Origin of the sequence: Achromobacter sp., assembly GCF_049647645.1 — a bacterium.
GTDB lineage: Bacteria > Pseudomonadota > Gammaproteobacteria > Burkholderiales > Burkholderiaceae_B > Achromobacter.
Genome location: NZ_JBARYB010000011.1, coordinates 73,097 through 95,774, shown reverse-complemented (window position 1 = coordinate 95,774; position 22,678 = coordinate 73,097). Strand labels below are relative to the sequence as shown.

Genomic DNA, 22,678 nt, shown 5'->3' with positions numbered 1-22,678 from the left:
GCTGTGCACGATGGGCCGCGTGACCGGCGGTGCGGCGGGCGCTACGGGCGGCGGCAGCGGCTTGGCCAGGAAAGCGAACGAGCGCGCCATCGGCACCGCCGGCAGCCTGCGCCCGGTCAGCAGCGTGGTTTCGGCCGGGCCGACGAAGAGCACGCCATCTTCGCGCGTGAACCGGCGCAACACCTGTACCGCACGCTCCTGCGTGGCCGAGTCGAAGTAGATGAGCAGGTTGCGGCAGAACACGAAGTCGTAGGGCGCCACGCCGGCCAGCAGATCGGGATCGAACAGATTGCCCGGCTGGAACCGCACTTGCCCCATCACCTGGGCGGCCAGCTGATGGCCGTCGGCGGTCTCGGCGAAATACCGGTCGCGGTAACCCAGGTCATCGCCGCGGAAGGAATTGCGGCCGTACAGGGCGCGCTGCGCGAATTCGACCATACGCACGCTGATGTCGAAGGCGTCGATCTGGAAGCGTTCGGCGGGCACGCCGGCGTCCAGCAGCGCCATGGCGATGGAATAAGGCTCTTCGCCGCTGGAACAGGGCACGCTCAGCACGCGCAGCACGCGGCCTTCGGCGCCCGTGGCATACAGGCGCGCCCGCGCCAGCGCGGCCATGGCCGCCTGCGATTCCGGATAACGGAAAAACCAGGTCTCCGGCACGATGACCGCTTCGATCAGCTGCTGCATCTCGGCGGGCGAGGCCTGTACCTGCCACAGATAGTCCTGTTCGTCGGCAATGCCGGCCATGCCCATTCTGCGCCGCACCGCGCGCTCCACGGCGGCCTTGCCGATGGAGCCGCTGTCCAGGCCCATGCGCCGCTTGAGCAAGGCGCTGAAATCGTCGATCAGCATCATGGCCGCGCCTCGCGCGCTGCGCCGGCAGCATCGGCGGGAAACAGCAGCGCCCGCACCGGCGCCGGCAGCAGGTCGTCGACGTTGACGGCCTGCACCATGCCGCCGGCAACGCTGAGCACCGCGCCCAGATAGCGCGCGCCCGGATTATCCAGGCCGCCGGACTGGAACGCGGCGGGATCGTAGTGCACGGTTTCGGTCGCCTGCTCCAGGATCAGCCCCAGCAGATGCTCCGGCCCGTCCGGAGCCGCCCGGTAGCGCACCAGGGCCAGCCGGGTGCTGGTCACGGCGGCTGCCGCGCCGCCGCCCGCCAGCGCGCTCATGTCGATGACGGGTATGGCGACGCCGCGGCGCTCCATGACGCCGGCCACCCAGGCAGGCGCGCCCGGCACCTGCTTGAACTCGCGCAGGCCGAGCACCTCGGCGATGTCTCTCGCGTCCAGCGCATAGCGGTCGCCGCCGATGCGGAACAGCAGGTACAGCCGGCGTCCGGCCGCAGCAGAGAGAGCGCGCTCCGCCATGGCAGCCATCACACCTTGAAGCGCGACACGCCGCTGCGCAGGTCGTTGGCCACCAGCGTCAGCTCTTCGATCGCCAGCGTGGACTGGCGCAGCGATTCCACGGTCTGCTGCGCAGCGTCGCTCAGTTGCTGCAGGGCCTGGTTGATCTGCTCGGCGCCGGTGGCCTGCGCCTGCATGCCCTCGTTCACCATCTGCACGCGCGGCGCCAGCGTCTGCACCTGCTGGATGATCTGCGACAGCTGGTCGCCCACCTGCTGCATGTCGGCCATGCCGCGCCGCACTTCTTCGGAAAACTTGTCCATGCCCATGACGCCGGCCGACACCGACGACTGGATCTCGCGCACCATCTGCTCGATATCGTAGGTGGCGACGGCGGTCTGGTCCGCCAGCCGGCGGATCTCGGTGGCCACCACCACGAAGCCGCGGCCATACTCGCCGGCCTTCTCGGCCTCGATTGCCGCGTTCAGCGACAGCAGGTTGGTCTGGTCAGCCACTTTTGTGATAGTCGTAACCACTTGCGTGATATTGCCGGCCTTCTCGTTCAGGATCGCCAGCTTGGCGTTGACCGAGCCTGCCGCGCCCACCACGTTGCGCATGGTGTCCTCCATGCGCGCCAGGCCCACCTGGCCACTGCCCGCCAGGGCCGCGGTCTGCTCAGCGGCGCCCGAGACTTCCGCCATGGTGCGCACCAGCTCGCGCGAGGTGGCGGAGATTTCGCGCGAGGTCACGCCGATCTCCGTGGTGGTGGCGGCGACCTCGGAAGCCGTGGCCTGCTGCTGTTTGGAGGTGGCCGCGATCTCGGTCACCGAAGTGGCCACCTGCACCGCCGAGCGCTGCGTCTTGCCGACCAGCCCGGTCAGCTCGTCCACCATGCCGTTGAATCCGGTTTCAATGGCGTTGAATTCATCCTTGCGCGCCAGCGTCAGGCGCCGTGTCAGATCGCCCCCGCCCGTGGCCTCCAAGGTCTTGACGATGGCGCGCATCGGGTTGGCGATGGCGCGCATCAGCATGATGCCGCAGATGATGGCGGCGATGATCGCCAGACCCAGCGACACCAGCATGCGAACCTCGGCGCTGTCCACCGACTGCCTGATGGCGGCCGCCGCTTCATCGGCCTGCTTCTTGTTTTCCTGCACCATCCTGGCCAGGATGTCGCGCCCCTTGTAGAACGCGGGCCGCAGCTCCGCCTTGATCAGGGCTTGGGCGCGCGCCGGGTTCGCCAGCGTGGCCGGCGCAAGCACATTGGCGCGGATGCGCTTGTAGTCCTGCAGTTCCTTCTCGAACTCGCTGAACATCCCGCGATCATCTTCGCGCGCGATGGTGCGGCGATATTGTTCGGTATGGTCCGCCAGCAATTGGTCAGTCTCGGGCAATCCGGCCAGCACGCTGTTGCGCTCCTGCTCCGTCTCCATATTCAGCGCGTCCTGCACCAGCACGAAGCCGGCGAACCAGGAGGCGCGGATCGAGGTGCTGTAGTAGATGCCGGGCACGGCATCGTTATTGATCAGCTCGACCTCCGACTCGATGACCAGCAGGCGCCGGTAATCCATCACCACCATCAACGCCATGATGGCCAGGATCGCCAGGAAGCTGGCCAGGATGCGCTGGCGTAGTGTCAGATTGTTCATGCCGGGAAACCTCTATGCAAAATCAACTCGTCGATTGGACCGAAATATTCTGGAACAGAACGAGGGACACAAGGCTGTCCATTTATTACGGGATGTTGTGAGTTGGTTGACAATTATTGCAAAGGCAAAGGCTCCCAGCCACGGAAAACGCTGAAATTGCGCCAAATATGGCGGTTTACGTCGGGAAAAAGCAAAGCCCTCTTACAAGGGCTTGTCTTTTCCCGCAACAATGCGTACCGGACCCGTTTTCAGGCGGTTTCACTCCAGAGCGCCACGGGCGGCCGGGAATCCACCCAATCGCGCGTCTGTCCGTAGGCGTGCGCCAGTTGCAGGACAGCCAAGTCAGCTTGTGGCGGCCCGATAAGCTGCATGCCCATGGGCAAGCCGGCGGCATTGAATCCCACCGGCACGCTGATCACCGGGCAGCCCGCCAGCGTCCAGGGCGTGACGGTCTCCATCCAGCGGTGATAGGTGTCCATGGGACGCCCGGCGATCTCCTTGGGCCAGTCCAGCGCCGCGTCGAAGGGAAACACCTGGGCCGACGGCACCGCCAGAAAATCCACGTCTTCGAACATGCGCAGCACGGTCTGGTACCAGGCGCTGCGCTCTTCGGTGGCCTGGTAGACCTGCCGCGCCGTCATGCCTTCCAGCCCCTCGACTTCCCAGACCACGGCCGGCTTCACCAGCTTGCGCGTTTCGGGGTTGTGAACCAGGGGGTGGAGCTGCCCGCCCACCATCAGGTGGCGGTGGGCCAGCCAGATCCGCCAGAGGCGCTCGCCGGCGAACGGCACCTGATAGTCGACCGCCTCGCAGCCGGTCTGCGCCAAGTCGGCCAAGGCCTGTACGCACAGTTCCAGGATTCCCGCCTCCATTGGCAGGTAGCCGTTCCAGTCGCCCAGCCAGCCCACGCGCTTGCCGCGCAGGTCGGCGTCCAGCGGCTGGGCGAACTGGGCGGGGTCGCCGTTCAGGGACAGCGGCACGCGCCGGTCCGGCCCCGCCATTACCGACAGCAGCAGGGCCACGTCGCGCGGCGACCGGCCCATCGGCCCTTCGTAGGCCAACTGCTTGAGGAAGACCTCGGTCGACGGCCCGTAGGGTACCCGGCCGGCCGAGGGGCGCATGCCGTAGACGTTGCAGAACGCCGCGGGATTGCGCAACGAGCCGCCGAAATCGCTGCCGTCCGCCACCGGCAACATGCGCGCCGCCAAGGCCGCCGCCGCCCCGCCGCTGCTGCCGCCCGCGGTCCTGGACGGATCGTAGGGATTGCCGGTGACGCCGTATACCGGGTTGTAGGTATGCGAGCCCAGCCCGAACTCCGGCACGTTGCTGCGGCCGATGAAGATGGCGCCGGACGCGCGCATGCGCTCGATGATGATGGAATCGTGCGCCGTGACCTGGTCCTTGTAGACCAGCGAGCCCATGGACGTGACCATGCCGCGCACCGCGGTCAGGTCCTTGGGCGCCTGCGGCATGCCATGGAGAAAGCCCAGCCATTGGCCCGCGGCCAATTGGGCGTCGCGCTCATCCGCCTCGCGCATCAGCTCGTCGCTGTCGCGCCGGGCGACGATGGCGTTGAGCTTCGGGTTGACCCGGTCGATGTGCGCCAGATAGGCCGCCATCACTTCGCGGCAGGACACCTGGCGCTGCCGGATCGCCTCGGACAGCGCGTGGGCGGGCATGGCCACGATGTCGTTCAACGGGGCGGCGATGGACATGCTTGTCTCCTCTATGGCGCACCTCGAAACGGGGCGCCTTGTCATATTGGGCGGCGCTGGCCGGACACCGGCCGCGCAGGCAGACAATACTACGCCCGCGGATCAGGAGGGTTCGTTGGACACCGTATCGAAGCCAGACTTGCCTTTCCTGTCGAACAGGCAGGACGCGACAAACTCGCGTTTCCTGCCGCTGACGTCCGTGAAGGTGTAATCGGTGCTGATCATCCATACCAGCGGCCCGACGTCCTGCATCACGTCGTAGACGTCGGGAACGTCCAGGTCGGTCGCCTGGTACAACGGCGAACTCTTGTCTTCGGCGACCATCTGCTTGAGGATCGCGGGAGTTTCCTTCCTGCATAGCGTGATCAGGTCGCCCGCCTTTTTCTTGGACCACAGGTCCGCGTCCGTGTAAGGCAAGTCGCGCTCGCGGGCCAAGGCGGGATTGGACGCCAAGGCGCAGAGCAGGCCGCAAGCGGCCAGGAAACGGAAACGGGTCATCGATGCATCCAGAGCCAGAAAAACGAAGGCCGGATGATACGCGAGGCAGGCGCAATCCCTTGCGCCAGATCGAGACACCGCCAGCCGCTGACGGAACTGCGCCCGCCTGATCAATCCACGCGCCACCAGCCGGGCAACAAGCCGCGCACCTTGGCGCGGCGGTAGCGGTCGTCGATCAGGTGCACCGTGCCCACGTCGTGTTCCGTACGGATGACGCGGCCCGCCGCCTGCACCACCTTCTGCATGCCGGGATACAGGTAGGTGTAGTCGTAGCCGTTCTCGACCCCATAGCGCTGGTCCATGGCGCGCTTCATGTTTTCATTCACGGCGTTTACCTGCGGCAGTCCCAGCGTGGCGATGAAGGCGCCGATCAAACGCTTGCCGGGCAAGTCCACGCCCTCCGAAAAAGCGCCGCCCAGCACCGCAAAGCCCACGCCCTGCCCGGTTTCGGTAAAGCGCGCCAGGAACGCGGCCCGGCCGGCCTCGTCCATGCCCGGGGTCTGCAGCCAGATCGGCACGGCGGGGTGGCGCTCGCGCATCAGGTCCGACACCTGGCGCAGATAGTCGAAGCTGCTGAGAAAACCCAGGTAGTTTCCCGGCCGCTCCGCATACTGCCGCGCGATCAGCTCGACGATGGGCTCCAGCGAGCGCTCGCGGTCGCGATAGCGCGTGGACACGTTGCCCACCACCCTCACCGCCAATTGCTCGGCCTGGAACGGGGCGGCCACGTCGAGCCAGGGCGTGGCCGCGGGCAGGCCCAGCGTGTCGCGGTAGAACTGCTGCGGGCTCAGCGTGCCGGAAAACAGCACGGTAGCGTGCGCCGCCGCGTAGCGCGCCGCCAGATACGGCGCCGGAATCACGTTGCGCACGCACAGCACGGAAGGCGGCGTCTTGGCGCCGGCGGCGCTTGCGTCCGACCGGGTCACATCGAACAGCGCGTGCGAGCCGAACTGCTCCGCCAGCCGCATGAATTGCAGAGCCTCGAAGTAGAACGCCAGCACCGGGTCGTCCTGCGACAGCGGCGATTCGGCCATGTGCTCCATGATCGCGCCCACCGCCTTCTGCACCGCGGCCAGCACCCCGGCTGCCACCTCGTCATAGGCCTGATAGCGTTCCGCCTGCTTCTTGTTGAGCGCATTCCAGGAGCGTTGCAGGCCGTCCAGGGATTTCTTCAGCGCCTTGGGCGCGGCGTAGCGCGCCGCCGCCAGCGAAGCCTGGTCGAGCTCGCCCGTGTACATGCGGCGCGCCCGGTCTACCAGGTTGTGGGCCTCGTCCACCAGCACCGCCACCTTCCATTGGTAGACCTGGGTCATGGCGTACAGCATCGCCGTGGCGTCGTAGTAGTAGTTGTAGTCGCCCACCACCACGTCGCTCCATCGGATCAGTTCCTGCGACAGGTAATACGGGCAGACCTGGTGCTCACGCGCAGTCGCCGCCACCGTGGCGGCATCCAGCCGCGCGTGCGTCAGCGCGGCCTCGCGCGCCTGCGGCAAGCGGTCATAGAAGCCCTGGGCGAGCGGGCAGGATTCGCCGTGGCAGGCCAGGTCCGGATGCACGCAGGTCTTGTCGCGCGCCTGCAGGTCCAGCACCCGCAGGCCGGGCGCGGCGGGCTGCGCGTTGACGGTGTCCAGCGCTTCCAGCGCCAGGCCGCGGCCCGGGCTCTTGGCCGCCAGGAAGAAGATCTTGTCCAGGCCCGCGCCCGGACTGGCCTTGAGCAACGGGAAGATCGTGCCCAGCGTCTTGCCTATGCCGGTGGGCGCCTGCGCCATCAGGCAGCCGCCGTCGCGTGCCGTGCGGTAGGAGGCCACGGCCAGCTCGCGCTGCCCGGTGCGAAATTCGCCATGTGGAAACTTCAGCGCCTCCAGCGCCGCATCGCGCGATTGGCGGTGAGCCAGCTCGGTCGCCGCCCAGGCCAGGAAACGCCCGCATTGCTCGCGGAAGAACGCCTCCAGCGCGGCGGCCTCGTGCGTTTCCACCAGCACCGTCTCTTCCTCGGTGACCACGTTGAAGTACACCAGCGCCACGCGCAGCCTTTCGAGTCCGCGCGCCTGGCACAGCAGATGCCCGTATACCTTCGCCTGCGCCCAATGCACCGCGCGGTGGTTATCGCGCACGCTGTCCAGCTGGCCGCGGTAGGTCTTGATCTCTTCGAGCTGATTGGCAACGGGGTCGTAGCCGTCGGCGCGGCCGCGCGCCAGCAGGTTTTCATGCTGCCCGGACAGGGCCACTTCGGTCTCGTACGCCGGCCCGCGGCGGCCCGTCACGGTCGCGTGGCCCGCCATGCCTTCCAGGCCCGTGGGCGCGGGCGTGAAGCGCAGGTCCAAGTCTCCTGTCCGCGCCGTGAATTCGCACAGCGCGCGCACCGCCACGGCGTAGCTCATGCCGTGTCCTCGCGCCAGCTGACGTGGCACACCCGCACCGGCATGCCGTGCGACACGCAGTACTGCAGCCAGCGGATCTGGTTGTCCTGCAGTTTGTCGCCCGGGCCCTTGACCTCGATCAGCTCGTAGCGGCGCTCGGACGGCCAGAAGCGGATCAGGTCCGGCAGGCCGGAGCGGTTGGTCTTGACGTCGCGCAGCAGGCGCTCGAAGTACAGCTTCAAATGGGCCGGCGGCAGGCAGTCCAGCGCCTGCGTGAGCAGGTCCTCAGACAGGGAGCCCCAGAACACGAAGGGCGACTGCAGCCCCGACTTGTCGGCGTAGCGTTGCAGGATCAGGTCGCGGTAGTCCGGCGCGTCCAGCTGCGCCAGGCATTGCGCGAACAACGCCGCACGGCGCTGGTGGAAATCCGGCACGTCCAGATCGGCCGGACCGCGTTGGAACGGATGGAAGAAGGCGCCCGGCAAGGGCGCGAATACTGCCGGCCAGCACAGTAGCCCGAACAGCGAATTGATCAGCGCGTTTTCCACGTAGTGCACGGGCGCGTCGTCCCGGTGCAGGTGATCGCGCGTGGCGAACTCCACCGAGGCGGGTTCGGTCGGCCGGGCCAGCGTCAGGTCGGTGCGCAGCAAGGCAGGAGCCGGCTCGCGCGCCGGCGCGCCCTGCCCCGCGCCCCGATACAGGCGCGGCCACATGCGGGCCAGGCGCTGGCTTTCCTCTTCGCTCTCGGGCTCGGCCTGCGCCTGCAGCGCCAAGGCCAGCGCATCGCCGTGCCGCGCCATGCGCTCATACACGCGGATGCGGCGATGGCGCGCGCCGGGATAGGCGCAGGCCGCATACACGCGTTGCGCGGCGTCCCAGTCCTGCGCCCGTTCGCAAGCCTGCCCGATGCGCAGCAGAACCTTGGCGCGGCGCTTTTCCAGCCAGGGATTGCCGCTGGCGCAGGCCTGCACGGCCTGCATCAGCGCTTCGGCGTCGGCCCCTTCGTCCAGCGCCACGCGGCAGGCATGCAGCGCCAGATAGCAGTCCACATCCGCCCGCGTCTGGAAGGCGCGGGAAGAAGCGTCGAACGGCACCGCCTCGTACTGGAACACGCCCAGGTCGGCCAACACGAATTCCGACCAGTCCTGGTGCAGATTGCCGAAGAACATCAGGCGGAAACGTTCGCAGATATCCGTCACGGTCACGCGCCAGGCCGGCTCGCCCGCGGCGGGATTCCATTCGGCGTAAGGCCGCGGATCCGCGCAGGCGACGCGCGCGGCCTCCAGCAGATCGCTCTTGCGCGAGGCGGATCTGACCGGCATGTCCGCAAACATGCGGCTCAGCTCCGGCTTGGTGTGCAGCCCGAACAGCTCGTCCAGCGTCATCGGCGCCTGCGCGTCCAGCCAACCCAGCGCCAGCAGGGGCTGGGCGGCGGCCTCGGCCGCGCCGATCTCTTCATAGACCAGCCGGCTGGCGCGGAACCACGGGCCGCGCCGCATCAGCATGCGCACCATCAGCGCCTGGGATGCCTGCGGCAAGGCCGGGAAATCCGTCATGAAACGGCGCTCGACGTCGTCCAGCAGGTCGGCGTAGCGGTCGCCCACCCACGTCAGCGCGCGCTGGAAGTTGTGCAGATAGTAGTAGCGGTAGGCGGGAAACATCGGCCGGGCCGGATAACTGGATATTTATCCAGCAATCATAGCAGGCGCGGCGAGTCCGCGTCCGCCGTTTCAGTCCTGCCCGTGGCGCAGCAGATGGAAGCCTTCGCCTTCGTCCGGCTCGACGAAGTACGCGGCAATCGCGTCGTACTGCTCGTCCGTGGTGGTGTACGGATGCGTGCCCGATGCGTTGCGCGCGCGCAGCCTGGCCTTGCAGACCTCGTCGGGCAGATCCAGGTAATGCAGCCGATGCGCGCAGCCGGCCTGCTCGGCCACCTGGCGCAGCCATTCGCGGCTGCGCCGCGTGTTGGCCGGGAAGTCCAGCACCACCGACAAACCCGCCCCCACCAGCGCCGCTACATGGCTGCCCATGGCATTGCGCAGACGGCTGGCGCAGCGGGCGTAGTCGGCCAGGTCCACGATCTCTCCCGGATACAGCGCCGCCAGCCAACTGTCCTCGCTGAGCAGGATGGCGCCGGACTGCGCCGCCAGCTTCTGCGCCAGCGTGGATTTGCCGGAGCCGATCTTGCCGCACAGGAAGTGCAGCATGGGCGTGGCCGAGGGGGAAGGATCAGTGGACATCATGAAGTGCTCTCCTGGGAAAAACTGCAGGCAGGAAGCGGGCAACAAAAAACCCGCCTCTGGCGGGTTTATGTAGCGATGCACCGACGCGCGCTAACCCACCATGGTCCTGATGGTGGTAATAATCAGAGCGAACGGGGTGAGGGGTCGGCGCATGGAATCAAGGTTGCGCCTGACGCTGGCGCTTGTCAAATCGCGCGCAAAAAAAAGCGCCGGCAGGCTGGAGGGCCTGCCGGCGCCGCTATTCATCACGCTACGCGATGGCGCCAGACGTCAACGTGCCGGCTGCGGCGCCGCCCCCACGTCCTTGCGCACCTTGGCCACGTCGGCGGCGGTGACGGCCGCCCCCTGGTTGCCCCAGCTGGACCGCACGAACGTCACCACGTCGGCAACCTCCTTGTCGCTCATGCGCCAGTCGAAGCCCGGCATCGCATAGGCGGTCGGCGCCGCCGTGGTGGCCGGCATCTGCGCGCCCTTGAGCACGATGTGAATCAAGGAAGCAGGATCCGCCGAGTTCACCGTGGAGCTGAGCGCCAGCTGCGGGAAGGTCTCCGTGTAGCCCTTGCCCGTGCTGCGGTGGCAGGCCGCGCAGTTGTTGAGGAAGGCCATTGCGCCGTCGCCCTTGTCGCGGCCCGTGCGCAGAGCCTGCGCCACGGACTCGTCGTAGGCCAGCGGCTTGGTGGCGTCCTTGTTCACCGGCGGCAGGCTCTTCAGATAGGCCGCGATGGAGTTCAAGTCGGCGTCGGACAGATGCTGGGTGCTGTCGCCGACGACCTGCGCCATGCCGCCGAAGGCGGCGGAATGGCCGTTGCGGCCAGACTTGAGGAAGGCCACGATGTCGGCCTGGGTCCAGCTGCCCAAACCGTCGGTGGCGTCGCCGCGCAAGTTCTTGGCCAGCCAGCCTTCGACCACGCCGCCCGACAGGAAGGCCGAGCCGTCCGCCTCGGTCCGCGCCTTTTCCTGCAAGGCGACGCCGCGCGGCGTGTGGCAGGTGCTGCAATGCCCGAGGCCTTCGACCAGGTACTGGCCGCGCAGCAGCGCGGCGCGGTCGGCGCCTTGCGTGTCGGCGGTCACGGGCGCCGTGGCCACGTCCGGCGCGAACATCCAGCGCCACACGCCCAGCGGCCAGCGCATCGACAGGGGCCAGATGATGTCGGTGTCCTTGTTCTCCTGCCTGACCGGCTGCACGCCGTGCATGAAGTAGGCGTACAGGGCCTTCACGTCCTCGGGCGTGACCTTGGCATAGGCGGTGTACGGCATCGCCGGGTACAGCGAGTGCCCGTCCTTGGCCACGCCGTGGCGCACGGCCCGGTCGAAGTCCTCGTACGTATAGCCGCCGATGCCGGTGTCCTTGTCGGGCGTGATGTTGGTGGAATAGATCATGCCCAGCGGCGAATCGATGCCCAGGCCGCCCGCGAACGGCTTGCCGTCCTTGGCCGTGTGGCAGGCGATGCAGTCGCCCACGCGCGACAGGTACTCGCCCTGCTTGATCATTTGCGCATCGGCGGCGGCAGGCGTGCCGTCAGCCGCGAACGCCGCGCTTGCCGCCAGGGCCGAAACAGCCGCAACAATGGTCTGCTTAATCATTGTGCCGTCTCCTTAAGCCTGGACCAGCGGGCCGGGGTTCTTCAGGTACTGGTCGCGGATCGCCTGCGCCGACCAATAGGCCAGGGCCCCAACCAGGCCGGTGGGGTTGTAGCCCATGTTTTGCGGGAACGCGCAGGCTCCCATCACGAACAGGTTCGGCACGTCCCAGCTTTGCAGGTATTTGTTGACCACGCTTTCCTTGGGATTCGTGCCCATGATGGCCCCGCCGGTGTTGTGCGTGCTCTGGTAGACCCGCGTGTCGTAGCGCGCGCCCTTCTTGCGCACCGCCACGGCATACTTTTCGGGCTTCATGGCCTTGGCCACTTCCTCCATGCGCTTGCCCATGTGGCCCAGCATGTCGAATTCGTTGTCATGCCAATCGAAAGTCATGCGCAGGAGCGGCTGGCCGAAGCTGTCCTTGTAGGTCGGATCCAGCGACAGATAGGCGTCGCGGTACGACATCACCGAACCGGAAATGCCTAGGGTCATGTGGCGCTGGTACGCGTCCTGCACCCCGGCCTTCCAGCCCGTGCCCCAGCTGGGCGTGCCCGGCATGGTGGGCGTCTGCTTGATCGGACGGCCGCCATAGCGCACGTGGCGGATGCTGGCCCCGCCCAGAAAGCCCAGCGGACCGTGGTCGAACTGGTCGCCGTTCAGGTCGTCCATGCCCACGCCGCCGGCGCCCGTGCCCACGAAGGGATTGAGCTGGGTACCCTTGGGCAGCAGCACGTTGACCGCGCCGTTCATCTGGTAGGCGTAGTTCTTGCCGACCACGCCTTCATTGGTCTTGGGATCGTAAGGCTTGCCGATGCCGGACAGCAGCAGCAGGCGCACGTTGTGCATCTGGTACGCCGACAGGATCACCAGGTCGGCGGGTTGGTCCACCTCGCGGCCTTGCGCATCGATGTAGGTCACGCCCACGGCCTTCTTGCCGGTGGAGTCCAGGTTGACCTTGATCACGTGCGATTGCGTGCGCAGCTCGAAGTTGGGCTTCTTCAGCAGCACCGGCAGGATGGTGGTCTGCGGCGAGGCCTTCGAGTACATGTAGCAGCCGTAGTTCTCGCAGAAGCCGCAGAAATTACAGGGCCCCAGGCGCACGCCGTACGGATTGGTGTACGGGCCCGACGCGTTGGCCGCGGGCGCGGGATACGGATGGAAGCCAACCTCGCGCGCCGCCTTGTCGAACAGTTGGGCGCCGTAGGTCGTGGTCAGCGGCGGCAGCGGGAATTCCTTGCTGCGCTTGCCTTCCAGCGGATTGCCGCCTTCGACGATCTGGCCGTTCAGGTTGCCGGCCTTGCCGGACGTGCCGCACACGTATTCGAATTTGGAAAAGTATGGCTCCAGTTCGTCGTAGGTCACGCCGAAATCCTGGATGGTCATGCCTTCCGGAATGAAGCTCTTGCCATAGCGCGTTTCGTAGCGCGTGCGCAGCTCCAGTTCTTCAGGCAGCACGCGGTAGTGCATGCCGTTCCAGTGGAAGCCGGCGCCGCCCACGCCCGTGCCCAGCAGGAACGAACCATTCTGGCGGTACGGCACAGCCACGTCGTCCACGCCGTGGCGTATGGTCACGGTTTCCTTGGACAGGTCCTGGAACTGCTTGCCGCGCACGGAGTACGCCAGCTCGTCGGCGACCTTGGGATACTCGGCGTCCTTGGGCGTGTCCTGCATCGCGCCGCGCTCCAGCGCCAGCACGTGCAGCCCTGCCTCGGTCAGCTCCTGGCCGAGAATCGCGCCGGTCCAGCCGAATCCGACCAGCACCGCATCGACTTTGTCTTTTTTGATCGCCATGGCTTAACCCTTCTCCCCAGAGATCGACACGGGGCCGTAGGGATACTTCGCGTTGGGCTGGTCGGCCCAGTCCATGAAGTCCGCGCGCGCGCCCGGGAAACCCACCATCTTCCAACCCACCATGTTCTTGTTGCCGCCGTACATGGGATCGGCGAAGAACCCTTCCTTGGTATTGGAAAGCAGGAAGCTGAAGAACGTCGTGGCCGGCACGGCTTCGAACTTGATCTTGCCGCCCTGCAGATCCTTCAGGATCTGTTCCTGCAGCGGCTTGTCCAGTTCGGCGTAGGCCTTGCCATGCGTCTTCACGCACCAGGCATCACAGGCTTCGATGCCGTGGCGATAGACCTCGCGCGGGTTCTGGCTGAGTTGATAGCCCAGTTCCGGCACCTGATCGGTATGGAACGGCCCCTGCATGTACCAGAGCTTGCCGTGGCCGAACGGCGTTTCCATCTGGCGGTCGATGAATTCCGGCACGCCGGCTGCGATGGCGCCGGGACCGTACTCGTCAGCGGGAATCAGGTGATCCACCGCAGCCACGATGAAGGCCCATTCGGCCTTGGTGAAATAAGTGGGTTCGTAGGGCTTGGCCGCACGCGCAGCGGCGCTTTCCGCCTCGTTGGTACAGCCGGTGGTCATTGCGCCCACCGCCAGCGTCGACGCCGGCACGATGGCCAACGCCTGCAGGAACCGCCTGCGCGGCTTTGCGTCTTCTGTCATAGACATCTCCGTGAATACTCCAAGTTGTCCTAGCGCGCTAGCGAACATGAACCTGGAAACACGAACCGCCGAGCTAGTGACAACACGCTCTTCGCTTACCGAAAACCGACCCCTTCCCTACAACTGGAGCCTGGGAAAAGGTGCGCACATTATGCGCTCTTTGAGCCATCTGATACGTTCGAATGACCATATCAGATCGATTTTCTTGACATGAAAATAAGTTTTGCATTAAGGACAAAGTAAGAAACCCGCTTGCGCGGGTTTCAGGGCATTGCGGTGCGCGGCTCGCGCGCGGTTGTGGCTACGCCGCCGACCTTCGGCAATCGTCAGGACACGCCGAACAGGCGACCAAATCCGGACGCCGCCGTTGCACTGCCGCCAGCAAGCCGTACGGCGTCCCAGAACCCGGCGGGCGAACTCGACACCACCGGCACACCCAGACGGCGTTCGACTTCGGGTATGGCGTCCAGCGTCAAAAGGCCGCCGCACGACAGCAGGATGCCGTCGCTGTCCGGCGCGGCCTCAAAAGCCCGCACGCAAAGGTCGACCAGCGTGTCCGTCTCGACGCGCGCCATCGCGTCCACGCCGGTGATGCCCAAGCTGCGGCATCCGGCGGGCACGAGGCCCTCTTTGGCCAGGAAGGCCGCCAGACGTTCGTTCACATCGTCGATGTAGGCCGTCGCCAGCGCGACGCGCCGCACTCCCAGGGCGCGCAATCCGTTCAGGACCGCCGTGCTCATGGTCGTGCACGGCAGGCCGACGGCCTCGCGCATCGCCTCGGTCAATGCGGCGTTGAAGGCCGCGCCCCGATAGAAGCTGAGCGAGGTGCCCATCAGCGAAACTACCGAGGCGCCCTGCTCCTTCAAGCGGCGCGCATGGTCCACCACCGATTCGATCACCGCGTCATAGCCTTCCGGCGTTACAGAGCCCAGCCCCAGTCCGCTGGCGATGAAGCGCAGATCCGGATAAAGCCGCGCCCCGTCCGCCGGCACCAGGCCCGCGGCGGGCGGCACGATCATGCCGATGATGGGGGTGCTTGATTGCTGCATGAAAAGTTCTCCTGATGTGGATACCGCAAATCTCAAGGGGCGAACGTCAGCTTGGCGTGCGAGATCAGATCGACCCAGCGCTGCTCCTGCGCGGGCAACCACGCGGCGAGCGCGTCGGCGGGCTGGTAGCGCACCAGCGAACCCTGCGCGATGAACGCTTCCCGCAGCTTGGGTTCGGCCAATACCTGTGGCAGCGCCTGCGCGATCTTTTCCAGCGCGGCAGCCGGCGTCTTGGCCGGCGCCAGCAGGAAAATCGCCGGGGTGGCGTCAAAGCCAGGCAACGTCTCTGCCACCGTCGGCACATCCGGCAAACCGGGGAACCGCTCGGCGCCCAGCACCGCCAAAATGCGTATGCGCCCTGCGCCTGCTTGCGGAATGACCGCCGGCAGGCTGGAAATGGCGGACGACACCTGATCCGATGCGACCGCCTGGGTGGCCGGGCTGCCGCCCTTGTACGGCACATGCACCAGATCCACCTCCGCCATGGACTTGATCAGTTCGCCGCCCAGATGGTGCATGGACCCCACGCCCACCGAAGCGTAGGTGTAGCGACCCGGCTCCTTGCGCGCCATGGCTAGCAGGTCCGGCAGCGTGCGCGCGGGGCTGGTTGCGGGCACCGCCAAGGCCAGTCCGGCGTCGCCCACCATGGCGACGGGCGTGAAACTGGTGCTCATCCGATAATTGACCTTCGGATAAATGTGCGGCGCGAGCAGCAGCGACGTGTCCGCCAGCAACAGGGTTGCGCCGTCGGGCTCGGCCCGCGCCACGACATCAGCGGCGATGGTGCCTCCCGCCCCCGCGCGATTCTCGACCACCACGGGCCGGTCGATCGCCTGCGCCAAGCCCTGGGCCAGCAGGCGTGCCAACGTATCGACGCCGCCACCTGGCGAAAATCCGACCACGATCTTGACCGGCGAGGTCTGCGCCTGCACGGCCGGACCCGCGGCGGTGATGAACAAGGCGGCCGCAAGGCCTGCAACTCGATGGAACACGGCTAGTCTCCTGCTTCTGTTTTTGATCAATGGCGCAAAAGCGCCGGGCAGCACTACGCCCCGGCCGGCGCCGGTAAAGGTGTTGAACGGTTCAATTGATCGGGTTGGAATGCCTGCCCGCCGTGCGCGGGCCATACAGCCAGGCTAAGGTGGCCGCCGGCGGCGCTGCCTGCTCTGCCGCCCGCATACTGCCCACGGCCGCATACAGGCCCTGCGGAAAACGTTCGGCGAATTCGCGGAACTGCTGACCACCTTCGACGATGTGGCGGGTGGCGGCCTGCGAGGCCGCGCGCTCGTCACCGTCCAGCACCGCCTCCAGCACGCTGGCGTGTTCCCGCCATGAACAGGCAAGGCGGCCCGGCTGATCGAAATGCCGCAAGCGGTACGGATGCGTGCGCTTGCGGATCGCCATGATCTGCTGGATCAGATAGCTGTTGCCGCTGGCGCGATAGAGGATCTCGTGGAACCCAAGATTCGCCGCCGCGTAGCCGCCGGGACGGCTTGCGGCTCGGGCCGGCTCGGCGTCGCGGTGCGCGGCCAGCAGTTCGCCGCGCCCAGCCTTGGTGATGCGCTGGCTGGCCAGCCCCGCGCACAACCCTTCCAGGTAGGCCAGGGTTTCGAACATATTGGCCAATTCGTCAGGCTCAAGCGCGGCCACGAATATGCCGACGCGGGGCTTGATGAGCACAAAACCCTGAGCCGAGAGTTGCAGCAATGCGTCCCGGACGGGTGTGCGCGAAACGCCGCAGCGTTGCGCCAGCAGCGCTTCATCCAGCGCCAGGCCCGGAGGCAGCTCTGCATTGACGATCTGATCCTCCAGCGTCTGCCGGATCCGATCAGCCGCCGTGGCGGGGTAAGGCTTCTGCATCACGATTCCCTTGCTGGCAACAGTGGAAGAATTATCGTCAGGCTGATCTGATATATCAACGCGTTACCCTACGCTACCCGACGCGCGTCATGTCGATTTTCTTGACATGGAAATGCCTTTTGCATTAATGACAAGGCAAGAGGCCCTAGGCTCGACGGGCCGGGCTCCGCATACCAATGGATAAGCAATGAACGAAAAGACCAGGACCTGGCGCAGTACCACGACAACACGCAGCTGGAGCGCCGCGCCGGACCTCGCTCCCGAGCAGCGCGCCGCCATCGAAGCGCTGCTGGACGGAGGACTGGATGGCGCCACGGTCAGCGAAACCTGGAGCTATGCCGGCATCGAGAATGGCGAGGCTTTCAAGGTCGAGATCAACAACGGCGCAGTCACGGTCAATGGCCGCAAGTACGACAGCCTGGACGACGTTCCGCGCGTTGAGCGCGAACGAATCGAAGCGCTGCGCGCTGGCCAGGGCGACGGTGGCCTGTGGGACATGCTGCGCAATGCCGGAGTCGACGTGGAAAACCTGGCGCAAGGCATGAAGCAGCGCGATGCCCAACCGGAGTTCGTCATCGAAACAGATGACCCGGCGCAGCCTCCCCGATCAGCGGCAGCCAAACCCGTTCAATCCGCCGAGACCGCGGCAAGCGTCGGCCTGGCGCCAGGCGCCGTGCCTGCCAGCGGCGGCGGCCTGCGCAGAATGCTGCTGATCGGCATCGCGGTCGGACTGGGCTGGTGGGTGGCGCGGGCGCTGAACCTGTTTTGAATACATGAGCATGACGACACTGACCTTCCGCCCCGCCACCTCCGGCGACGTCCCCGCCTGCCTCGCAATCCGAGGACAAACCAGAGAGAACGCGTTCTCGGTCGAGGACCTGCGCGCGCTGGGCATTACCGCCGAATCCTGGGCCGCCGGCGTCCGCGCGGGAGACCTTCCCGGCTTTGTCGCTTGCGCGGACGGCCGGGTGACAGGCTACTGCTACGGCGACCGCGATACCGGCGAAATCGTAGTCCTGGCCTTGCTGCCCGAAAGCGAAAACCAGGGCGCGGGCAAGACGCTGCTGCAGCTGACGATCCAGCATCTGGCAAGCCTGGGGCACCAACGGCTTTTCCTGGCATGCGCGAGCGACCCTGCCGTGCGTTCCCACGGCTTCTACCGCCATTTGGGCTGGACGCCCACGGGGGAGCGCGACGACGCCGGCGACGACATACTGGAACTGTCGATCAGATAGTCTCCAGGCGCCATCCCTCGCTGCCCGCAAGCAGGCGATGCGTCAGGCCCAGGCTGTCCATGAACGCGTCGTCATGAGACACCACCACCAGGGCGCCACGGTAAGCGCGCAGCATCGCCTCCAATGCCTGCATCGACGGCAGATCCAGGTGGTTGCTGGGCTCGTCCAGCAACAGCAGTTGCGCGGGCGGGTCCGCATACAGCGCGCAGGCCAGCGCGGCCTTCAGCCGTTCTCCTCCGCTGAGCGCGGCGCTGGGTACGGCAATCTTGCGCGCGTCCAGGCCAAGCTGGGCAAGGCGCGTGCGCAAGTCAGCTTCCGACGCGCCGCGATTGGCCGCCTGCAACTGCTCCAGCACCGAGCGCTGCGGCGCCAGCGTGGCCAGCCCCTGGTCCAGATACACGGCCTCTACCGCGACCCGGCATGTCCCGCCCGATGCCTGAAGCTGCCCAGCCAACACTTTGAGCAAGGTCGACTTGCCGCAACCGTTCGGGCCGACCACGCCCACCCGCTGCTGTCCGCCCAGCATCAGATCGATGCGGCGCGTGGCGACCGGGACAAAGGGCAGCTCCACCGCATCCAGCTCGGCAATGCGCCGCTGCGCAGGCATGGCGGCCGGCGGCGCATGCAGCACGATGGCGTCTCGGTCCTCAACCTGTTCGGCCGCCTCGCGCACGCGCAATGTGAGCTGCTCGCTTGCCGCCGCATGCTGGCGGCGCAGCTTGCCCGCGGAGGTTTCGCTGCGCGCCTTCTGCCGGTCCAGCAGGATCTTGGCCTGATTGGCTTCGCGTCCTTGCCGGTTGCCGCGCGCCTGCCGCCGCTCCTGGCGTTCGCGCTGTACACGCAGGGATTGTTCCTCGCGCTGGCGTTCATGCTTGCGCTGCACCAGCAGCAACTGCGCATTGCGTCGTTCCTCTTCCTTGCGCTGCGCATAAAAGCTGTAGCCGCCCCCATACCCGCGCAGGCCGAGCGTCGACAATTCCACGATGCGCTGCATCGCGTCGAGCAGTTGCCGGTCGTGGCTGATCGCCAGCAAGCCGCGCGGCCAGCGTTGCAACTGCTCGATCAAGGCCAGCCGGTTCGGCCTGTCCAGATGGTTGGTGGGTTCGTCCAGGATCAGGAAGTCGGCGCCCGACAGCAAGGCGCCGATCAGGGCGACGCGCATGGCTTCGCCGCCGCTGAGGGTGGCGACCGGCGTCGCGGCGTCGAGATGGCCCAGGCCGCAGCGCTCCAGTTCCTGCTGCAACGCCAGGCGCACGTCCCAGCGATCGCCAAGAATGTCGAAGTCCTCGGCGGCGGCGCTGCCCGCTTCGATGCGTCCCAGCGCTTCGAGCGTGGCCTGCACGCCCGCCAGGCCGGCCACGGTCCCGGCTACGCGCGGCGCGGCCTGCTGGGCCAGATAATGCACGCTGCCCGAACGCACGCAGCGGCCGGAGGCCGGCGGCAACTGGCCGGCAAGAATGCCGGCCAACACGCTCTTGCCCACGCCATTGCGGCCCACCAGTCCGGTAGGCCGCAGGTCGAACTGTTCGTTGACACCGGAAAAAAGCGTCCTGCCGTCCGGCAGAACATAAGACACGCCTTCCAGCGCGAGATAGGGATTCGTCATGTGCGATTCCAAGGATGCCAAGAACTCCCCCTGCTCTTTGGGGGTGGGTGGAGACTGGCCGTCGTGTCGACGGCGGCATCAATGGCGCATGGCGAATGACTCCTGGTGGGGTGATTGATCCGGCATTGTAGTAGCGATTACCGCCTTAGCTGGGCGTCCTGCTCGATCGTGGCGAGCAGGACGCGCCTGAGCGCGCTGGTCAGGTGGCTGCGCGCCTCGTTCTCGAACAGTCCGACGGTCCGTTGCGCGGACGGGTCATCGAAATAGGTCACGCGTAGGCGCGGGTCTTCCTCCCAATGCGCCGCCCGCGTGAGCGGCACGATGGTCACGCCGACATCCTGGTGGACCAGTTCCACCATGGTCCGCAGCGAATTGATTTCCAGGTACTCGCCGAACTTCAGGTGGTTTCTGCGCATGAAGGCATCGATCAGCGCCCCCGTATGCGTATCGCGCGAAGGCCGCAGGAAGAGGCGCCGCGCCATCAGGCCGGCCACGTCCGCCTTGCCCGCCGCCTGGCGGTTCGCGATGAACACGAAGGGCTCCGTGTAGAGCGGCGTCCATTGCGTGCCGGAAGGCAGTTTGTGGGCGTTCTTGACTGCGAGCGCCGCGTCCAATTCGCCTGCCCGCACCCGCAGCGACAGATCGCCGGAAAAGCTGATCACCGGCTGCACGTTCAGCTTGGGATGCGAGTCCCGCAGGGTCAAGACAGCGCGCGCCAGGAACGCCATCGACGTGCCCACCGAGCCCACGTCGATGGATCCCACCAGCTCGTCGCCTCCCGGACCGTCGCGCAGATCGTCGTACACCGCCAGCAGTTGCTCCGCCCGCGGCAGCAGCCTGTGCCCGCCTTCGCTCAGGGACACGATCTTGCCGCTGCGGTCGAACAGGGTGACGCCCAGATCGTCTTCCAGCGCGCGCATCTGCAGGCTGACCGCCGCGGGCGTGAGCGACACCCGCTCCGAGGCGGCGGCGAATGAGCCGCTGCGGGCCACGGCAACGAAGGTGCGGAAGAAGCGGATCGAACTCATCTGACAGGCGCCCTATCGGTAAGAAGAACTTTATATATCACAAAGTAATTTTAGTTTTACTTCTTTATGACAGGACGTCAAAGTTACGCCATCCCGCAGCCAAGCCGGCATACGCGGTCCCGTCAACCGTATCGTCACCATTGCGCCGCGCAGCCGGCGCCGGGACGTGAGCTACGAGCCCCCCATGCTTCGCTTCGCACTCTCGCGCATCGGAATGGCCATACCGACATTGCTGATCGTGTCCGTCGCCGTTTTCGTGCTGATCCGCTTGATTCCCGGCGACCCGGCCCAGCTATTGCTGGGCGATCTTGCCGATCCCGCCAGCCTGGAAGAACTGCGCCAGCGCATGGGCCTGGACCAATCCTGGCCCGCCCAGTTCGCCCTGTGGTTCGGCAATCTGCTGCATGGAGACCTGGGGAAATCCATTACCACCGGCCAGGCGGTGCTGTCCCTGGTATGGGACCGCTTCCTGGTCAGCGCTCCCATCGTGCTGGCCGCCGTGGCGGCCGCCACCCTGGTCGCGGTGCCGGCCGGCATCATCGCCGCCTGGCGCCAGAACCGCGCCACCGATATCGCGCTGGTCGGCATGGCCACGCTGTTGGTGTCCATTCCCACCTTCTGGCTGGGCCTGCTGCTGCTGTTGCTGCTGGGACTGAAGCTGGACTGGCTGCCGGTCGTGGGCTATGTGTCGGTGTCGGAGGACGCGGTCGCGGGCCTGCTGTACCTGGCCATGCCCATCCTGACGCTATTCCTGCACGAGATCGGCGTGCTGATGCGCATGGCGCGCGCCAGCGCCCTGGAAGTCCTGCGGCTGGACTACGTGACCCACGCCCGCGCCAAGGGCCTGAGCGAACGGGCGGTGCTGACCCATCACGTGTTCAAGAATTCCTTCGGACCCACCTGGACCTTGATCGGCCTGGTGCTCGGCAATCTGCTGGGCGGCATCGCCGTGGTCGAGACCGTGTTCACGATACCCGGCCTGGGCCGTCTCCTGGTCGATTCCATCTTCGCCCGCGACTACCCGGTGATCCAGGGTTGCCTGCTGTTCGTCGCGGTCATCTACGTGCTGGTCAACCTGTTCGTCGACCTGCTCTATCCCGCCTTCGATCCCCGCGTTGGAGCGGAGTGAACCGCCATGCAACTGACTACAGCCATCCATCCCGCAAAGCCCCGGCGCCGGCGCCTGCCCGCCAATGCGCTCATAGGCGGAGTCATCATCGCGATCGTCGTGGGCGCGGCCCTCATCGGCGCGGTCTGGACGCCGCGCGACCCGCTCGGCATCAGCTTCGCTTCGCGGCTCAAGCCGCCCGGCGCCCAGTTCTGGCTGGGCACCGATGAATTCGGCCGCGACGTGCTCAGCCGCCTGATGGTGGGCGCCTCGACCAGCGTCTGGATCAGCTTGCTGACTGTCTCTTTCTCCGTCGTGCTGGGCACGGCGATCGGCGTGCTGACCGGCTTTGTGCGAGGCTGGACCGACCGCATCATCATGGCCTTCAACAATGCACTGCTGGCCTTTCCCGGCCTGCTGCTGGCGCTAGGCCTGCTGGCCGTGGTGGGCGCCAACAAGTACGGCATCATCCTGGCGCTGGGCCTGGCCTACACGCCTTCGGTGACGCGCATCGTGCGCGGCACGGTGCTGTCGCTGCGCGAGAAGGAGTTCATCGAATCCTCGCGCGTGCTGGGCAATTCCGAGCTCTACACCATGTTCCGCCACGTGCTGCCCAATTGCGTGGCGCCGCTGACGGTGCTGGCCACGTCCATGTTCGGCTGGGTGATCCTGGCGGAAAGCGCCCTGTCCTTCCTGGGCCTGGGCGTGCCGCCTCCCGCGCCGACCTGGGGCAACATGCTGGCCTCGGCCCGTCCGTTCATGGCGCAGGCCACCTATCTGAGCATCTTCCCCGGCATCTGCATTTCGCTCACGCTGCTGGGCATCAACCTGCTGGGCGACGCCGTGCGCGACCGCCTGGATCCGCGCATGCGTACGGGTGAATGAC

Annotated in this window: 20 protein-coding genes; 4 read left to right on the top strand and 16 right to left on the bottom strand. The window is 66.5% G+C overall.

The window, feature by feature from the left end; all coding sequences use genetic code 11:
* The 14 genes from WBB14_RS01275 to WBB14_RS01210 all read right to left on the bottom strand — a co-directional run.
* The coding region (locus WBB14_RS01275; RefSeq protein ID WP_424238220.1) for a CheR family methyltransferase at positions 1 to 855 on the bottom strand (855 nt) is incomplete at its 3' end.
* A complete protein-coding gene (locus WBB14_RS01270; RefSeq protein ID WP_424238219.1) occupies positions 852 to 1,382 on the bottom strand; it encodes a chemotaxis protein CheW in 531 nt (176 codons plus the stop codon). The genes WBB14_RS01275 and WBB14_RS01270, both read right to left, overlap by 4 nt.
* A complete protein-coding gene (locus WBB14_RS01265) occupies positions 1,382 to 3,001 on the bottom strand; it encodes a methyl-accepting chemotaxis protein (RefSeq protein WP_424238218.1) in 1,620 nt (539 codons plus the stop codon). The genes WBB14_RS01270 and WBB14_RS01265 overlap by 1 nt, the downstream gene beginning before the upstream one ends.
* 248 nt (positions 3,002 to 3,249) lie before the next feature.
* Positions 3,250 to 4,716 carry an amidase gene (locus WBB14_RS01260; RefSeq protein WP_424238217.1) on the bottom strand — a complete coding sequence of 489 codons (1,467 nt, stop codon included), beginning with the start codon at positions 4,714 to 4,716 and terminating at the stop codon, positions 3,250 to 3,252.
* A gap of 102 nt (positions 4,717 to 4,818) precedes the next feature.
* Positions 4,819 to 5,214: a hypothetical protein gene (locus WBB14_RS01255; protein ID WP_424238216.1), complete on the bottom strand. Its 396-nt coding sequence runs from the start codon at positions 5,212 to 5,214 to the stop codon at positions 4,819 to 4,821.
* A 110-nt stretch (positions 5,215 to 5,324) separates the two neighbouring features.
* Positions 5,325 to 7,595 (bottom strand): ATP-dependent DNA helicase, encoded by a 2,271-nt coding sequence (locus WBB14_RS01250; RefSeq protein WP_424238215.1) that lies wholly within the window; start codon positions 7,593 to 7,595, stop codon positions 5,325 to 5,327.
* Positions 7,592 to 9,235, bottom strand: a complete 1,644-nt coding sequence (locus WBB14_RS01245) for a VRR-NUC domain-containing protein (protein WP_424238214.1) — start codon at positions 9,233 to 9,235, stop codon at positions 7,592 to 7,594. The genes WBB14_RS01250 and WBB14_RS01245 overlap by 4 nt, the downstream gene beginning before the upstream one ends.
* Before the next feature lie 69 nt (positions 9,236 to 9,304).
* Positions 9,305 to 9,817, bottom strand: a complete 513-nt coding sequence (locus tag WBB14_RS01240; protein WP_424238213.1) for an AAA family ATPase — start codon at positions 9,815 to 9,817, stop codon at positions 9,305 to 9,307.
* A 270-nt stretch (positions 9,818 to 10,087) separates the two neighbouring features.
* Entirely contained in the window at positions 10,088 to 11,401 is a 1,314-nt protein-coding gene (locus WBB14_RS01235) for a c-type cytochrome (protein ID WP_424238212.1), read from the bottom strand.
* A 12-nt stretch (positions 11,402 to 11,413) separates the two neighbouring features.
* A complete protein-coding gene (locus WBB14_RS01230) occupies positions 11,414 to 13,189 on the bottom strand; it encodes a GMC family oxidoreductase (RefSeq protein WP_424238211.1) in 1,776 nt (591 codons plus the stop codon).
* A 3-nt stretch (positions 13,190 to 13,192) separates the two neighbouring features.
* Positions 13,193 to 13,906: a gluconate 2-dehydrogenase subunit 3 family protein gene (locus tag WBB14_RS01225; RefSeq protein WP_424238210.1), complete on the bottom strand. Its 714-nt coding sequence runs from the start codon at positions 13,904 to 13,906 to the stop codon at positions 13,193 to 13,195.
* Between the two features lie 326 nt (positions 13,907 to 14,232).
* Positions 14,233 to 14,955, bottom strand: a complete 723-nt coding sequence (locus WBB14_RS01220; protein ID WP_424238209.1) for an aspartate/glutamate racemase family protein — start codon at positions 14,953 to 14,955, stop codon at positions 14,233 to 14,235.
* A 32-nt stretch (positions 14,956 to 14,987) separates the two neighbouring features.
* Positions 14,988 to 15,947, bottom strand: coding sequence for a Bug family tripartite tricarboxylate transporter substrate binding protein (locus WBB14_RS01215; protein ID WP_424238208.1), 960 nt, complete (start codon positions 15,945 to 15,947; stop codon positions 14,988 to 14,990).
* A gap of 91 nt (positions 15,948 to 16,038) precedes the next feature.
* A complete protein-coding gene (locus WBB14_RS01210; RefSeq protein WP_424238207.1) occupies positions 16,039 to 16,815 on the bottom strand; it encodes a GntR family transcriptional regulator in 777 nt (258 codons plus the stop codon).
* Positions 16,816 to 17,002: 187 nt separating this feature from the next.
* Here WBB14_RS01210 and WBB14_RS01205 point away from each other — a divergent pair, with 187 nt between their 5' ends.
* Both WBB14_RS01205 and WBB14_RS01200 read left to right on the top strand, forming a co-directional pair.
* Entirely contained in the window at positions 17,003 to 17,584 is a 582-nt protein-coding gene (locus tag WBB14_RS01205) for a hypothetical protein (protein WP_424238206.1), read from the top strand.
* A 10-nt stretch (positions 17,585 to 17,594) separates the two neighbouring features.
* Positions 17,595 to 18,050: an N-acetyltransferase family protein gene (locus WBB14_RS01200; RefSeq protein ID WP_424238205.1), complete on the top strand. Its 456-nt coding sequence runs from the start codon at positions 17,595 to 17,597 to the stop codon at positions 18,048 to 18,050.
* Here WBB14_RS01200 and WBB14_RS01195 read toward each other — a convergent pair.
* On the bottom strand, positions 18,043 to 19,656 hold the full coding sequence (locus WBB14_RS01195) for an ATP-binding cassette domain-containing protein (protein ID WP_424238204.1): 1,614 nt from the start codon (positions 19,654 to 19,656) through the stop codon (positions 18,043 to 18,045). The genes WBB14_RS01200 and WBB14_RS01195 overlap by 8 nt on opposite strands.
* 137 nt (positions 19,657 to 19,793) lie before the next feature.
* Positions 19,794 to 20,684, bottom strand: a complete 891-nt coding sequence (locus WBB14_RS01190; RefSeq protein WP_424238203.1) for a LysR substrate-binding domain-containing protein — start codon at positions 20,682 to 20,684, stop codon at positions 19,794 to 19,796.
* A gap of 184 nt (positions 20,685 to 20,868) precedes the next feature.
* Between WBB14_RS01190 and WBB14_RS01185 the strand changes: the two genes are divergently transcribed.
* Complete coding sequence (locus tag WBB14_RS01185; protein WP_424238202.1) at positions 20,869 to 21,813, top strand: ABC transporter permease; 945 nt, start codon at positions 20,869 to 20,871, stop codon at positions 21,811 to 21,813.
* A 6-nt stretch (positions 21,814 to 21,819) separates the two neighbouring features.
* Complete coding sequence (locus tag WBB14_RS01180) at positions 21,820 to 22,677, top strand: ABC transporter permease (protein WP_424238201.1); 858 nt, start codon at positions 21,820 to 21,822, stop codon at positions 22,675 to 22,677.
* The last annotated feature ends 1 nt before the right edge of the window (position 22,678 follow it).

Coding starts and splice junctions, on each gene's coding strand:
- WBB14_RS01195 (WP_424238204.1), bottom strand. CDS start 19,656: ATGACGAATCCCTATCTCGCGCTGGAAGGCGTGTCTTATGTTCTGCCG.
- WBB14_RS01265 (WP_424238218.1), bottom strand. CDS start 3,001: ATGAACAATCTGACACTACGCCAGCGCATCCTGGCCAGCTTCCTGGCG.
- WBB14_RS01255 (WP_424238216.1), bottom strand. CDS start 5,214: ATGACCCGTTTCCGTTTCCTGGCCGCTTGCGGCCTGCTCTGCGCCTTG.
- WBB14_RS01235 (WP_424238212.1), bottom strand. CDS start 11,401: ATGATTAAGCAGACCATTGTTGCGGCTGTTTCGGCCCTGGCGGCAAGC.
- WBB14_RS01240 (WP_424238213.1), bottom strand. CDS start 9,817: ATGATGTCCACTGATCCTTCCCCCTCGGCCACGCCCATGCTGCACTTC.
- WBB14_RS01260 (WP_424238217.1), bottom strand. CDS start 4,716: ATGTCCATCGCCGCCCCGTTGAACGACATCGTGGCCATGCCCGCCCAC.
- WBB14_RS01205 (WP_424238206.1), top strand. CDS start 17,003: ATGAACGAAAAGACCAGGACCTGGCGCAGTACCACGACAACACGCAGC.
- WBB14_RS01220 (WP_424238209.1), bottom strand. CDS start 14,955: ATGCAGCAATCAAGCACCCCCATCATCGGCATGATCGTGCCGCCCGCC.
- WBB14_RS01180 (WP_424238201.1), top strand. CDS start 21,820: ATGCAACTGACTACAGCCATCCATCCCGCAAAGCCCCGGCGCCGGCGC.
- WBB14_RS01225 (WP_424238210.1), bottom strand. CDS start 13,906: ATGACAGAAGACGCAAAGCCGCGCAGGCGGTTCCTGCAGGCGTTGGCC.
- WBB14_RS01270 (WP_424238219.1), bottom strand. CDS start 1,382: ATGGCTGCCATGGCGGAGCGCGCTCTCTCTGCTGCGGCCGGACGCCGG.
- WBB14_RS01190 (WP_424238203.1), bottom strand. CDS start 20,684: ATGAGTTCGATCCGCTTCTTCCGCACCTTCGTTGCCGTGGCCCGCAGC.
- WBB14_RS01200 (WP_424238205.1), top strand. CDS start 17,595: ATGACGACACTGACCTTCCGCCCCGCCACCTCCGGCGACGTCCCCGCC.
- WBB14_RS01230 (WP_424238211.1), bottom strand. CDS start 13,189: ATGGCGATCAAAAAAGACAAAGTCGATGCGGTGCTGGTCGGATTCGGC.
- WBB14_RS01185 (WP_424238202.1), top strand. CDS start 20,869: ATGCTTCGCTTCGCACTCTCGCGCATCGGAATGGCCATACCGACATTG.
- WBB14_RS01250 (WP_424238215.1), bottom strand. CDS start 7,595: ATGAGCTACGCCGTGGCGGTGCGCGCGCTGTGCGAATTCACGGCGCGG.
- WBB14_RS01245 (WP_424238214.1), bottom strand. CDS start 9,235: ATGTTTCCCGCCTACCGCTACTACTATCTGCACAACTTCCAGCGCGCG.
- WBB14_RS01210 (WP_424238207.1), bottom strand. CDS start 16,815: ATGCAGAAGCCTTACCCCGCCACGGCGGCTGATCGGATCCGGCAGACG.